General features: G+C 56.4%; 17 protein-coding genes. 8 read left to right on the top strand and 9 right to left on the bottom strand.

Annotation, left to right across the window (positions count from 1 at the left end; all coding sequences use genetic code 11):
* Positions 1-74: 74 nt before the first annotated feature.
* Positions 75-794 (bottom strand): response regulator, encoded by a 720-nt coding sequence (locus tag ACEWZM_RS04125; protein ID WP_414005239.1) that lies wholly within the window; start codon positions 792-794, stop codon positions 75-77.
* A 221-nt stretch (positions 795-1,015) separates the two neighbouring features.
* On the opposite strand from ACEWZM_RS04125, the gene mce reads away from it, so the two are divergent.
* Together mce and ACEWZM_RS04115 are read left to right on the top strand one after the other, a co-directional pair.
* Entirely contained in the window at positions 1,016-1,420 is a 405-nt protein-coding gene (gene mce / locus ACEWZM_RS04120) for a methylmalonyl-CoA epimerase (protein ID WP_414005238.1), read from the top strand.
* Between the two features lie 57 nt (positions 1,421-1,477).
* Entirely contained in the window at positions 1,478-1,753 is a 276-nt protein-coding gene (locus ACEWZM_RS04115; RefSeq protein WP_414005237.1) for a DUF1467 family protein, read from the top strand.
* Between the two features lie 87 nt (positions 1,754-1,840).
* On the opposite strand, the gene ACEWZM_RS04110 is transcribed toward ACEWZM_RS04115, so the two are convergent.
* Together ACEWZM_RS04110 and ACEWZM_RS04105 are read right to left on the bottom strand one after the other, a co-directional pair.
* Positions 1,841-2,533 (bottom strand): EI24 domain-containing protein, encoded by a 693-nt coding sequence (locus tag ACEWZM_RS04110; RefSeq protein ID WP_414005236.1) that lies wholly within the window; start codon positions 2,531-2,533, stop codon positions 1,841-1,843.
* Positions 2,530-3,108 carry a nitroreductase family protein gene (locus tag ACEWZM_RS04105; protein ID WP_414005235.1) on the bottom strand — a complete coding sequence of 193 codons (579 nt, stop codon included), beginning with the start codon at positions 3,106-3,108 and terminating at the stop codon, positions 2,530-2,532. The genes ACEWZM_RS04110 and ACEWZM_RS04105 overlap by 4 nt, the downstream gene beginning before the upstream one ends.
* Positions 3,109-3,281: 173 nt before the next feature.
* On the opposite strand from ACEWZM_RS04105, the gene ACEWZM_RS04100 reads away from it, so the two are divergent.
* A complete protein-coding gene (locus tag ACEWZM_RS04100; RefSeq protein ID WP_414005234.1) occupies positions 3,282-3,440 on the top strand; it encodes a hypothetical protein in 159 nt (52 codons plus the stop codon).
* Between the two features lie 18 nt (positions 3,441-3,458).
* On the top strand, positions 3,459-3,614 hold the full coding sequence (locus ACEWZM_RS04095; RefSeq protein WP_414005233.1) for a DUF167 domain-containing protein: 156 nt from the start codon (positions 3,459-3,461) through the stop codon (positions 3,612-3,614).
* Positions 3,615-3,681: 67 nt separating this feature from the next.
* Here ACEWZM_RS04095 and ACEWZM_RS04090 read toward each other — a convergent pair whose 3' ends face one another.
* Positions 3,682-3,936, bottom strand: a complete 255-nt coding sequence (locus ACEWZM_RS04090; RefSeq protein WP_414005232.1) for a hypothetical protein — start codon at positions 3,934-3,936, stop codon at positions 3,682-3,684.
* A gap of 149 nt (positions 3,937-4,085) precedes the next feature.
* Between ACEWZM_RS04090 and ACEWZM_RS04085 the strand changes: the two genes are divergently transcribed.
* From ACEWZM_RS04085 to ACEWZM_RS04075, 3 genes are all read left to right on the top strand, one after another.
* Entirely contained in the window at positions 4,086-4,811 is a 726-nt protein-coding gene (locus ACEWZM_RS04085) for a M48 family metalloprotease (RefSeq protein WP_414005231.1), read from the top strand.
* Positions 4,808-5,200 carry a YigZ family protein gene (locus ACEWZM_RS04080; protein ID WP_414005230.1) on the top strand — a complete coding sequence of 131 codons (393 nt, stop codon included), beginning with the start codon at positions 4,808-4,810 and terminating at the stop codon, positions 5,198-5,200. The genes ACEWZM_RS04085 and ACEWZM_RS04080 overlap by 4 nt, the downstream gene beginning before the upstream one ends.
* 86 nt (positions 5,201-5,286) lie before the next feature.
* A complete protein-coding gene (locus ACEWZM_RS04075; protein ID WP_414005229.1) occupies positions 5,287-5,550 on the top strand; it encodes a DUF6455 family protein in 264 nt (87 codons plus the stop codon).
* 68 nt (positions 5,551-5,618) lie between these two features.
* Here the strand turns inward: ACEWZM_RS04075 and ACEWZM_RS04070 are convergent, their stop codons facing one another.
* From ACEWZM_RS04070 to rimO, 3 genes are all read right to left on the bottom strand, one after another.
* Positions 5,619-5,993 (bottom strand): thiol-disulfide oxidoreductase DCC family protein, encoded by a 375-nt coding sequence (locus ACEWZM_RS04070; protein ID WP_414005228.1) that lies wholly within the window; start codon positions 5,991-5,993, stop codon positions 5,619-5,621.
* A 250-nt stretch (positions 5,994-6,243) separates the two neighbouring features.
* A complete protein-coding gene (locus tag ACEWZM_RS04065; protein ID WP_414005227.1) occupies positions 6,244-6,504 on the bottom strand; it encodes a cupin domain-containing protein in 261 nt (86 codons plus the stop codon).
* Positions 6,505-6,985: 481 nt separating this feature from the next.
* Positions 6,986-8,404, bottom strand: coding sequence for a 30S ribosomal protein S12 methylthiotransferase RimO (gene rimO / locus ACEWZM_RS04060; RefSeq protein WP_414005226.1), 1,419 nt, complete (start codon positions 8,402-8,404; stop codon positions 6,986-6,988).
* Positions 8,405-8,571: 167 nt separating this feature from the next.
* Between rimO and ACEWZM_RS04055 the strand changes: the two genes are divergently transcribed.
* Positions 8,572-10,539 carry an AsmA family protein gene (locus ACEWZM_RS04055; protein WP_414005225.1) on the top strand — a complete coding sequence of 656 codons (1,968 nt, stop codon included), beginning with the start codon at positions 8,572-8,574 and terminating at the stop codon, positions 10,537-10,539.
* An 81-nt stretch (positions 10,540-10,620) separates the two neighbouring features.
* Here ACEWZM_RS04055 and ACEWZM_RS04050 read toward each other — a convergent pair whose 3' ends face one another.
* Positions 10,621-12,117, bottom strand: a complete 1,497-nt coding sequence (locus ACEWZM_RS04050) for a phosphomannomutase/phosphoglucomutase (RefSeq protein WP_414005224.1) — start codon at positions 12,115-12,117, stop codon at positions 10,621-10,623.
* Between the two features lie 21 nt (positions 12,118-12,138).
* On the bottom strand, positions 12,139-12,972 hold the full coding sequence (kdsA, locus tag ACEWZM_RS04045) for a 3-deoxy-8-phosphooctulonate synthase (protein ID WP_414005223.1): 834 nt from the start codon (positions 12,970-12,972) through the stop codon (positions 12,139-12,141).

The following is a 12,972-nucleotide window of genomic DNA, read 5'->3' as shown; positions in this document are numbered from 1 at the left end:
GGGCCGAAAACCGCACTTGCAAGTATAAGACAATGCCCAAAGTTGCCGACGCGATAAGAACAATTTCGATCATTTCAGATAGCGACCTTTTGTTTCAGACGTTCTTGCACCAATCCGGCGACCCGTGCGGCCACAGCTGTCACTGGTTGACCGCTCTTGCGGGCATTCGCGAGATCTGATGCAGCCTTGGCCAGATGGGAATCCCCAACGCTACGGGCAACTCCGCCAAGGAACTGCGCTACATAGTCCAGTGTCTGTCCTTCTTCAGCTTCGTTCAGCACCTCAGCGGCGTGAGACATGTCATCCCGGAAGGCCAGCAGATCCGGTTGGATCACTTCGTCGGTCAGCGCATTGGGGCCAGAGAGTTGGCGGTCAGCAGGCAGCCGAGAAAGGATCGCAGACTGGAATTCAGCCAGTGAGGTGATTGGTTTGGCAAGAAATCCGTCCGCTCCAGCTTCCATTGCCGTCGCTTCACCGGTCTCATCTCCGGAAATACCAATGATGACACCAACCCGTGGAGTGGCTTCGGCCAGCGCGCGGATAAGATCAGCACCGGAACCATCGGGTAGGCCGAGATCTGCGATTACGACGGAAGGCCGGTAGACCTTCAGGTGACGGTGGGCAGATTTCAGGCAATCGGCACGACGGATCCTAGCCCCGCTGCGCAAGCACAGCAATCTCATTGCCTCACAGGCGTATCGGCTGTCTTCCACCACTAGGATCGTCAGCCCCAACAAAGGTCGTTTGGTGGTTGGCAAACGGTGGGCGGCAGCGAACAGTTCCGAATCGTCCATAACAAAGGCTCCTTACTGGATACGACTCAACGCTATGGAAACGGGGCTAACAGCCGGTTAACGATCATGCACACCTTGAAGTTGAATCGAATTATCCGTGTTAAATGCATGCAAAAAGGAGGTTTTCTTTTGGAATTTTCTCCGCGCGGATTAGCGCACTTGCTCGTAAGGCCAGCCTCTTTGATAAGTCATCAGCAAAAGATCACTCAGGAGACCGTAAAATGATTGGCCGCCTCAACCATGTCGCAATCGCCGTTCCCAACCTTGATGCCGCGTCGGCGCAGTATCGCAATACTCTTGGGGCCAAAGTTGGTGCGCCACAGGACGAACCGGATCACGGTGTTACCGTTGTGTTTATCGAACTGCCCAACACCAAGATCGAACTGCTCTATCCACTAGGAGACAACTCTCCGATCATGGGGTTTCTGGAAAAAAACCCTGCCGGGGGCATTCACCACATTTGCTACGAGGTTGATGATATCCTTGCGGCCCGCGACCGGCTGAAGGCCGAAGGTGCGCGCGTGCTCGGTTCGGGCGAACCAAAGATCGGGGCTCATGGAAAACCGGTTCTTTTCCTGCATCCAAAGGATTTCAACGGCTGCCTGGTGGAACTGGAGCAAGTTTAACGCTATCTGCCCCTTGTCTCTACGCAAGGGGGCAGTGGCAGAAGAAGGACGGCTAACATGGGCATTACATCCGGTTTGGTTCTCTATGCGGTGATCTGGTTCATGACCTTTCTGATCGTGATCCCGATCCGCATCCAGACCCAAGGTGATCGCGGAGAGATCGTCCCCGGCACCCATGCAGGCGCGCCGGAACATCACTATCTGAAGCAGAAAGCGGTGATTACCACGATTGTTTCAGCTGTCATCTGGGGAATTATCGCCACGATCATCCTCAGTGGCTGGATCACTGTGAATGATTTCGATTGGCTCGATCGGCTTCCGGACCCAGAGTAACTTGAGTTGGTGAATGATGGTATCTGGAACAGGCGGGCAAATGTCCCGCCTGTTTGTGTCTGTGGATAGAAAATGGCCAGAGGATCGTTACTGATCTCGGGTCAGGCGGTGAAACAGATGGGTAAAGGTCGCCGCGCCGATAATTGGGATCACCAGATTCACAAGTGGGATGGACAGTGGCATCGCCATCAGCACACCTGCCATCCAGATTGTGCCTAAATGCTTGCGGCGCAGACGCTTTGCTTCGGGCAAGCCTAAGCGGCGTGCGGAGACGAGTGTGAAATACTCTCTGCCGAGCAGAAACCCGTTGAGGCCCCAGAATATGAACAGCGCAAAGGGGGCAAACACCAGGTAAAGGACCAACGCCAGTAGGTTTGTGAGCACCAGAACGCCGAGAAAGTTGATGGTATCGCGGACGCTGTCCCAGAAGGGCGTCTTTGTGGCCGGAGAAAGACCCGGATAGTGCCGATCTTCCACTGCCTGAGCGACCTCATCCAGAAACATGGATGTGATCGCCGATGCTACTGGCACCATCAGGAAAACCGACAGTACCAGCATCAGCACCAGCGAGGTGATCGACAGTAGATCATCGACCCAGGTCACAGGTCCGATTAGCGGTAGCGTGGCATCAGGGCCAACCAACCATTGGATCAGAGCCAGAAACGCCGCGTAGGTGACCACCAAAAGAGCAATGGTCAATCCCACGCCGAGGAACAGCACCCGGCGAAACCGGGGGTCGCCAATCTGGCTCAGGGCTTTTGTAAAATCGGTCAGAATCATTTGTCGACCCAGGTCGTCAGCGCCGCCAGGTCGGGACGGGGCCGTTCAGGAGGGGGGGTGGACTCAGTTGCAATATGGATCAGGCCCGCAATACGTTCATGAGGCTGCAGGTCAAAGGCCTCGGCGCAGAACGTAGCATCATGGCTGACCCAGCCCGACAGCCAGTTGGCCCCCCAACCGGCTGCAAGGGCTGCGTTTAGAAGTGCCAGACAAACGGCTCCGGCTGAATAAGTCTGCTCAATGGCAGGAATCTTGGGGCTGGATTGCTGGACCTCAACCACGACAACGGCCAACTGGCCCAGCTCGAACTGGCTGCGCCCTTTGACGATATCCTCGGGTGATTTGCCCAGACGTTCACCGGCCTTGGTGGTGATGCTCGCCAATCGGGCCATCGCGGGTTTTTCAACCACGATGAAGCGCCAAGGCTCCAGCTTGCCGTGATCCGGTGTTCGCGAAGCGGCGGTGAGCAACGGCATCAGCTCGTCACGGTTCGGGGCAGGAGCCACCAATGTCTTCGCCGGCCGTGACCGGCGCGACAAAAGAAACTCCAGGGCAGCATCATTGCGAGGGGGCATATGTGAAACCTTTTTACATCTATCGCCCATGTCGGCAGGGCAGCGCGGGATTTCAAGGGGGAACGGAGCCACCAGCAACAATTGTTTGCTCAATGCTGGCAAAAGGCTGGCGGAAGCTGGACCCAAATGCGAGGTGTTGTGCAGGAAATATCCTGTACGGCTTGGCAAAGTCTATGGATTTTGCCGACAATTCACGCCATCACTTCGATATGGTCAGTCCAAAGCAAAAAGACCTTCTTGATCTGAGTTATCTGGCCGTTGACCGAGCGGAGATTGCTGTGCGCGTCACGCCGACAGCCACCCGTATGCTGTTAGCCCCGTTGAAGCGATAAGGGGCACGCGGGGGTGCGATGTTAAAGATTACGGTAACGGTTGCACCTGTGAACGGTAAGGCAAACGTAGCTGTTCAGGTACTTTTAGCCAGTGCCATGCCGATCGCGCCGTCCGATCTGGCGCTGCAACGTGGGGCAACGGCACGGAACAAGGTCTTTGCCGATCGCCGGTAGGCATCTCTCGGTCAGGTATCCCTGACGCCGTCTCCATAGGATCTCGACAGGCCATGGCTTTGTCCGATCAGTTTTCGGCCTCTGGCTCATCGTCTTCGGTGAAGCGGTAGACGCCTTCGGGTAGGTCCAGTGCGGCGGCAAGGTCACGCACCTGACTGTGGGACAAGGTGATCTTTTGAACCCGGTCAGTGCGCGGATCCAATTGCTCAACCGTGATACATTCGGTGAAAATATTGATGGAGACATCTTCCATCAACTGGGCGGCCTCGTCATCGACGAGGGTTACGACTGTGGCGTCAAATTCATGTTCGATGGTAAACATACTCCCAGCTTGCCACTGTGCCACCCGCGCTGACAAGGCTTTGTCGCATCACGTATTCTTGCGATACATTGCAGCTTTATCGGCGACTTGCGATTGATCCCGGGTTGGCTGTCACAGTAGGATAGCACTGGCAAAGCAAAGGAGATGTCATGCGCCGGTTGTTGCTGTGGATGGGATGTGCGGTCGCGATGGGTCTTGCGGCCTGTGACGTCGTAGTTGATCCAGGACCGGCCCCAGTATCGCAACCAACGGGCCCGAAGGCGCGGGGCATGTCTCCGACCGAGGGGCGTAATGCCTTTGCCTCAGTAACCCGTTTGGTCGAGCCGGTCTCTGAACGTGAATGCCGGGCGAGGACACAAGGCTTGAACTGTGATTTCCTGATCCGGATTGATCCCAACCCCAACGCGCCGCCAAATGCCTATCAAAGTCAGGACCGGTCCGGTCGGCCTGTGATTACCTTCACTCAGCGGATGCTAGGCCAGATCGCCAATCGGGATGAATTGGCCTTTGTGATGTCGCATGAGGCTGCGCATCATATTCGTGGCCACCTGGCACGCAAACAGCAAAGCGCAATCGCAGGCTCAATTCTGCTGGCAGGGCTTGCCAGTGTTTCGGGCGCCAGTGCCGCAGATGTCGCGCGTGCCCAGGATCTCGGTGCGGCAGTGGGCGCACGCACCTATTCCAAGACCTTCGAACTGGAAGCGGATGAACTGGGTACAATTATCACCCATAAGGCCGGGTACCGCCCCAGCGTCGGCGTTAAGTTTTTCAACCGGCTACCGGATCCCGGTGATCGCTTTCTGGGCAGCCATCCTGCGAACCCGGACCGGGTGCGGGTGGTGAACCAAACCATCCAGAAATACAATCTGAATTGACCAATCCAGAGCAGGCCGTCGCCACATTGAGGCAGTTGGGCGTGGTGCTGACCGACCGCGGCTCACGCTATGCTGTCAGCGGTGCACAGGTCACCAGCCGTCAGGAGATCGACGCGGTGCTCGCAGCGCTGAAGTCTGACCGCAGCTATGCAAAGGCAACACATAACACCTGGGCTGCGCAATTGCCCACTGGTGGGCTTAAGGCCGATGATGGCGAAAGCGGTGCAGGCATGGTGATCCTGCGCATGATGGAACGTGAGGGGCTGCGTGATCACGTCATCATCGTCACCCGCTGGTATGGTGGCAAAAAATTGGGCGGTGACCGGTTTCGCCGGGTTCAGGATGCAGTCCGCGCCTATCTGGAGCCAGGGGACCAACGCTCCGATTGAATTGCCGAGGTTTGACCTGCATCAAATCGCAACTCCTAATAGGCCGCTAAGCTGCTCCTTGAATGAATGTTTCAGGGGAGAGCGCGATGACAGCCCAAGCCGATCTAAAAACCCATGCTACCCTGTTTGATTGCATGGCGGAAACCGTGGGTCTGGACCTACAGGACGAGGCGATCTCAGGTCGTTTGCGATTTGACGAGATCAGTGAGGCAGTTTTGCGCTGCACGCGGTGCAGCGGCGTTGGGGCCTGCCACAAATGGTTGGACAAAGGCCAGCGGCCCGGTACTGACGCTCCAGACTTTTGCCGGAACCGCGACCTACTGGCCTATCTTAATGAAGACAGGGCTTAAGCGGCATCTATTGTATAGACTGCGTCACACCAGAAGACTGGAGTGAGGCAGTTGATTCGCCGGAGCTATCACTTCTGACGCAGGCGATGCCAGCGATAGAGCATCGGCGCCAACAGGTAGTCGTATAGGCCGGAGGCAAGCTGGCGCAGACCCGGCAGGCCGACAATGCGCGCCACCCAGCGATAGCGCGGCATTTGTGCCCAAAGCACCAGAAATGCAGGAATGCCGCTCAGCACTTTCCCTTGATGACGTACATGCAGCCTCCGCACGGCGCTGTCGGCATCAATACCCCATTGGGCTAGATCGTCTGAATTCAGGTCATCAAATTTGAGAGGCAAGTTCCGCCGTTCTGCCAGATTGGCGTAGTGGCGGATCTCAATACTGCAAACCGGGCAATCCCCATTGTAGAGGATGTCGGTGGTGTCGTCCTGAGAGGTTGGCATGATGTGTTTGGTGCCTCCAATTTGGATGATCTGCTATGTCATATATTCTCAGATATGCAGGACGAAAGAGGCGGATGGTCACAGGCCGTTGGAAAGAGCAGGCTGGTGGCTATTATCTGAAAAGAGAGGGTGCTGAATGATTGAGTCGAGGTTCGACAAGACGGTTCAGTCAGTGAAGTTCCAGGACCGCAAAACTCGATTTGATTAGCGGTGAAGGTTAAGGTGGCCTTTGGTGACCACCTCAGTTTTGTTACTTCGGTTTAATGGCGAAGTGTTTCAGTACCTTCTCCTTGATTTCCCGGACACCGTTGAAATCGGCCTCAATCACAAAGGCATCGCCGGAGCCAACCTCTACCGGGCTGCTGCCTTCTGGGGTGATGACAATCCGACCTTCGATCATATGCACGAATTCCAATGCGGCGTAGGTGGCGTGATAGGTGTCGGGTGTGGCGTCCCACCAGCCGCTGATGATACCTCCGTCCCCAGAGGTGTATTCGATCCAGGTGTTCATCGACGGCGCGCCGTCCAGCTTCTTCCAGCGTCCAAATCATCGGTGATTGGTTTAACTGAGCGGTTCGGAAGTTTGGTAACTGCAGGTCTTTTCACTGTAATCTCGTGGGGTCATTCAGGTAATCGATGATAGGTTTCCTATCGGAAATATATGTAGCCAAATGTGGATGACCTGCATAGGTGGTGGTGCTGCACAAAGAGCGTGTCTGGCTTTTTGTTTTGAAAACAAAAATATAAGCCATGGAAATACTTGGCCGATCACCATTCCGCCATCGCATGGAGTGAGGTTTCCCCCAGGGAATATGGTTCATCGGGCACGGTGAACCTGAACATCATCCTTTGGCGAGGCTAGTGGGCGGCACGCCGCTGGGGCGCCGGATCAACCTGTCCGCTTTTGTGGCTTTTGCAACTCTCAAAAAGCAAAAGGCGGCCCTGAGCAGGAACCGCCTTCTCATGGCAAAAATGTCTTGGGCTGAAACGCGTTAGCGGAGCCGCCCCCACAGATCATAGTCCCCGGCCTCATCAACTTCTACGGTGACCAGTTCACCAACCTGCAAGCCGTCAGTGTCTTCATCTATGAACAGGTTGCCGTCGATTTCCGGCGCGTCGGCCTTGGTGCGGCAGGTGGCAATGCCGTCCTCATCGATGTCGTCTACAATAGCCTGAACGGTTTGACCAACCTTGGCCTCCAGCTTGGCTTCGGAAATGGCTTGTGCCTTTTCCATGAACCGCTCCCAGCGGTCTTGCTTGACCTCTTCGGGCAGGTGGTCCGGCAGATTGTTTGAGCGTGCGCCATCAACGTTTTCATATTTGAAGCAGCCAATTCGATCCAGCTGCGCCTCGTCCATCCAGTCCAGCAAGTGCTGAAACTCTGTTTCCGTCTCACCGGGGAAGCCGACGATGAAGGTCGACCGCAAGGTGATGTCAGGGCAGGTTTCCCGCCAAGCGCGGATTTCATCCAGTGTCTTTGCCGCGGCGGCCGGGCGCGCCATGCGCCGCAACACATCCGGATGTGCGTGCTGGAAGGGGATGTCCAGATAGGGCAGGAGAGCATTGTCCGGATCCGCCATCAGCGGGATTAATTCGCGAACATGGGGGTAAGGGTAGACATAATGCAGTCGCACCCAAAGTTCGTCTGCAGGGCCCAGCTTGCCCAATTCGCGGCTAAGATCCTGTATGTGGCTGCGGACTTCGCCATCTTTCCAAGGGTTGACGTCATATTTGCGATCCAACCCATAGGCGGAGGTATCCTGTGAAATCACCAGCAGTTCGCGTACGCCCGCGTCGACCAGTTTCTCGGCCTCGCGAAGAACGGCATGAGCCGGACGCGACGCCAGCTTTCCGCGCATATCGGGGATAATGCAGAATTTGCACTTGTGATTGCAGCCTTCCGAGATTTTCAGATAGCTGAAGTGGCGCGGGGTCAGCTTTACGCCAGCTGCGGGTAGCAGATCGACATAGGGGTTTGGTGAGGGCGGTACGGCGGCGTGGACGGCGTCCAGCACCTGTTCATACTGATGCGGGCCGGTGACGGCCAAAATGCGCGGATGATGTTCCCGGATATAGTCCGGTTCCGCCCCCAGACAGCCAGTGACAATAACCTTGCCGTTTTCCTTTAGGGCTTCACCGATGGCCTCCAGGCTCTCGGCCTTGGCGCTGTCCAGAAAGCCGCAAGTATTCACGATAACTGCATCCGCACCCGAATAGTCAGGCGATACGCCATAGCCTTCTGCACGCAGGCGGGTCAGGATCCGCTCGCTGTCCACCAATGCCTTTGGGCAGCCCAGTGAGACCATCCCAAGGGTCGGCTGCCCATCACGCGGGGCATCGCCAAGCCGTGGCTTGGGGGCTAGGTCTGGGCGAAGGCTGGGCGGATTGGCTGAACCGGGTGTCTGTGTCATGGCCGGGCATATAGTACGGGCAAAGGCTGCTGCCTAGCCCGTTTGCACATTGCGCGCGGCCTCAGGGACGTTAATCTGCTTGGAAAGAGGCCTGTCCGTAAGGGAACAGCAATGGTGCGGAGCAAACCGGGCCAAACAGACCGAGTGGTCGAGCAAGGAGACGACAGATGCGATTGCTAATGCGGATAGGGATGGCTCTGGTGGTGGCGGTCGTGTTGCTGGTCGGCGCGTTGTTGTTGTTACCCGGCGAAAAACTGGCGCAACTGGCTGCAACTCAGATTGAGGCCCAGACCGGGCGCAAGGTCACTTTTGCTGGGAGGGTGGGCTATACGCTCTGGCCGACTTTGGGAGTGAAGGCTGATCGGGTGGCCCTGTCAAATGCGCCCTGGGCCGGGCCTGAGCCGATGCTGACAGCAGAGCGACTGACAATTGGTGTTGCAGCGGCTGATCTTTTGCGAGGGAATGTCCGGGTTACTGAACTTTCTGCAGTCTTGCCGCAGCTAAATCTTAGCACGCGCGATGACGGAACGGGCAACTGGGTATTGGACCCGGCTGACGCGACTCAAGGGGGTGGCGCCGGTGAGGAGGGAACGTCAGCGCCATCTGGCAATATGGAGAGCTTGCCCGTTAGCATCGAAGCACTGAACCTCACCGGAGCGAGTCTGCGCTACGCTCCGCATGGTGAGACGCCGGTTGAATTGAAACAGATTGATCTGGCTCTTCAGTGGCCTGATCCGACAGGAACCGTTGTTGCTGATATCACCTTGCGCCCCGCGGGCGCGCCGGTTCAGGTCGAGGCTGAAATTGGCACGTTTGAAGCTTTCTTGGCGGGGCAAGTCGCGTCCGTCGGAGCCACAGTTACTGCAGATGAGACGTTTCTGCGGTTTGATGGGCGAGCCGATATCAGGGGGGCCGCAACGGGACGTTTGACTGGCAAGAGCACTGACCTAGCACGCAGTTTGACCGTGCTGGGCGCGGGCGACGGTATCGAGATACCTGCGGTGAAAACATGGATTGTCGGTTCAGACATGACCTATACCACCGATGGACGCTTGGCATTGCGTGATCTGGCGCTGGAAGCTGACAGCAACAAGTTGCGCGGCGCTGCGGATCTGGTGCTTGGCAATGTGCCCAAGGTTACAGCGCGGCTCAATGGCGGCAATTTGGATTTATCGGCTCTTCTTCCCTCAGGTGAGGATGACGCGCCCGCTGGTGCTGTAGCAGGTACTAGCACCGACCCGGTGAGCCAAGGCTGGTCATCGACGCCGATGGACTTTGGCTGGCTGGCTGCGATGAATGCGTCGATTTCCCTTGATGTGCAGGGCATAGAAACGGGTTCGGTTGCCCTGGGGCCCAGCAAGCTGGATCTGGCGCTGGACAACTCTCGCGCCGTTCTGAAATTTCTGCCTGCTACATTGTTCGACGGACAGGTGCAGGGCCAGCTGGTTGTCAATAACCGCAACGGGCTTTCTGTCGGCGGCAAACTGAAATTTCGAGACATACACCTGGAACAAGCGTTGGGTCAGACGATGGGCTATGATCGGCTGAATGGCGAGGCATTGGGTGAGCTGGAGTATTTAGGCGTCGGCAATTCGATGGCCGCTATTATGTCCTCCCTCAGCGGGAAGGGTTGGCTGGAGGTCGGCAAGGGCTTCTTCACCGGGTTTGACCTTGAACAACTGATGCGCAGCGGCACCGGCAATGGCGGCAGCACTGTTTTTGACCAGTTGACTGCCAGCTACGCGATGGAGAGCGGCAATATTACCAATAAGGATCTGTTGTTGACGCTGCGTGGCCTACGTGTCGATGGTGAGGGGCGTATTGGACTAGGGGCGCAGGATCTGGATTATCTGTTTACGCCCAGCATTCAGCGTGGTGATGGCAGCACTCGCTTGTCGATCCCCGTCACAGTCACAGGCCCATGGAGTGATCCCAAGATCCGTCCGGATCTGAAGCGCGCGCTGGAGCCGGAAATTGATGTGGTTGAAGACGAAGCCAAGGAGCGCCTGCGAGAAAAGTTAACCGAGGAGCTGGATACTGAAATAGCACCAGAGCAGGATATCAACGAGGCCATTCGCGACCGGATTGAGAAAGAGGCCAAGGATCAGCTGTTACGCCTATTGGGTGGCGATTGATCAGCGGCATCTGATGGAAGTTCTGTAACAATAGAAAACGCCCGCCATCGGCGGGCGTAGACCTTCGACCTAGCATCTCAATCAAAATGTCTGGTCGTAGTTACCCACTAGAGGTTCTGTGCGGATCACTGCGTCGATTTCGGCAAAGATCTCACGCAGCTCAGCTTCGCTCTCACTGCTTTCACAGACCACGACGAGGTTAGGCGTGTTGGACGACGCCCGCACCAGTCCCCAGGATCCGTTGTCAAGGATTACACGCGCCCCGTTCACGGTAACAACCTCCTTGATAGGACGTCCTGCCAGCGTGTCACCGGCCCCGGCCTTTGCGACCAGCTTTTCAACCAGCCGTTCCAGCACGATGTATTTTTCGGTATCGGCGCAATAGGGCGACATTGTCGGGGTGGCCCATGTCTTGGGCAGTGCCTTGCGCAGATCAGACATGCTCTTGTCTGGGTTCCGATCCATCAGCTTGCAGATTTCGACGGCGACACGCATGCCACAGTCATATCCCCGGCCCACAGGTTCCGCCAAAAAGTAGTGACCGGATTTCTCAAAACCGGCCAGCGCGCCGATTTCTTTCACCCGTCGCTTCATGTGGCTGTGACCGGTTTTCCAATAATCCGCCGTCACACCATTGGCTTGCAGTTCGGGATCTGAGGCAAATAAGCCTGTAGATTTCACATCCGCAACAAAGGTTGAATTGGGGTAAAGCTTGCTGAGATCGCGGGCGATGATGACACCAACCTTATCAGCAAAGATCTCCTCACCCTCATCATCAACAACACCGCAACGGTCGCCGTCGCCATCAAAGCCCAGGGCCATATCGGCTCCTGAGGCTTTCACGCTGTCCGACATATCGTGCAGCATTTCCATGGCTTCGGGGTTGGGATTGTAATTCGGGAATGTGTAGTCCAGCGCATTGTGGCTATCGACAACCTCAACGCCCATGCGCTCAAATAGTTCCGGTGCAAAGGCTGATGCCGTACCGTTGCCGGTCGCGCAGACCACCTTTAGCGGGCGGGAGATTTTGAAATCGCCGACGAGATCATCCAAATAGGCTTCTTTCACACCATCAACGAACTGATAGGAACCGCCGGGGCGAGCGACACCTTCGCCATTGAGTACAATGTCGCGCAGTTCACCCATTTCGTCCGGACCATGGGTTAGCGGGCGTTCAAAGCCCATCTTTACCCCTGTCCAGCCATTTGGATTGTGGCTGGCGGTTACCATCGCTACCGCAGGAACATCCAGATGAAACTGCGCAAAATAGGCCATCGGTGAGAGGGCAGGGCCGATATCGCGCACCTCAAGGCCTGCCTGCATCAGACCGATGATCAACGCGTGTTTGATGGATACGGAATAGTCACGATAGTCATTGGCCACCGCAATAACGGGAGGGATGCCGCGTTTGTGCATCTGTGTTCCAAGCCCCAGACCCAGCGCGGTCATGCCGGGTAGATTGATCTCTTCGGGGTACTTCCATCGCGCATCATATTCGCGAAAACCGGTAGGCGCGATCATCGGATCGCGAAGAAAGCTCCAGGTGTTCGGACGCACCTCAGGGATGGGTTTGGTCATGGGATTAGGCTTTCTTGTCAATCAGATGCTAATGGGGTTGGCCTTGGCCAGCGCATCAAAGCGCATCAGGGTTTCCACCAGCTTTGGCATTTGATCCAGATAGATCATGTTCGGCCCGTCGCAGGGCGCATTGTCCGGGTCCTCATGCGTTTCCATAAAGACAGAGGCAATACCTGTGGAGACTGCGGCACGAGCCAGAACAGGCGCAAATTCACGTTGCCCACCAGAAGCGCCACCGAGGCCACCTGGCTGGGCGACTGCATGGGTCGCATCCATCACCACAGGATACCCGGTGCGTGCCATTTCTGGCAGGCTTTGCATGTCGACAACCAAACGATTGTAGCCAAAAGAAACTCCCCGTTCCGTGAGCATGATGCGCTCATTGCCGGTGCTTTCGATTTTGGCCACCACGTTCGGCATGTCCCAAGGCGCGAGGAACTGCCCCTTTTTAACATTGATCACCGCACCAGTTCGTCCAGCAGCCAGCAACAGCGAAGTCTGGCGACACAGAAAAGCAGGGATCTGCATGATGTCGACTACGGCTGCCACGGGCTCGCACTGATAGGCTTCGTGTATATCGGTGAGAACGGGCACACCGATTGCATCCTTTACCGATTGCAGAACCGCCAGCCCCTTTTCAACGCCTAGCGCCGGTTTGGCGTTGATTGACGTACGGTTGGCCTTGTCAAACGAGCCCTTGAAGACATATTGCGCGCCGACCTTGTCACAGGCTTCTTTCAAAGTTCCTGCGATCATCTGTGCGTGATCAGCGCTCTCCAGCTGGCAGGGGCCAGCCAAAATGGTCAGTGGGCGGTCATTGCCGATATTGAGATCGGCGACGGGGATATTTTTCAT

Origin of the sequence: Phaeobacter cretensis (genome assembly GCF_047372505.1) — a bacterium.
Lineage (GTDB): Bacteria > Pseudomonadota > Alphaproteobacteria > Rhodobacterales > Rhodobacteraceae > Phaeobacter > Phaeobacter cretensis.
The sequence above is the reverse complement of the archived record's forward strand: the minus strand, read 5'-3'. Positions and strand labels throughout refer to the sequence as shown.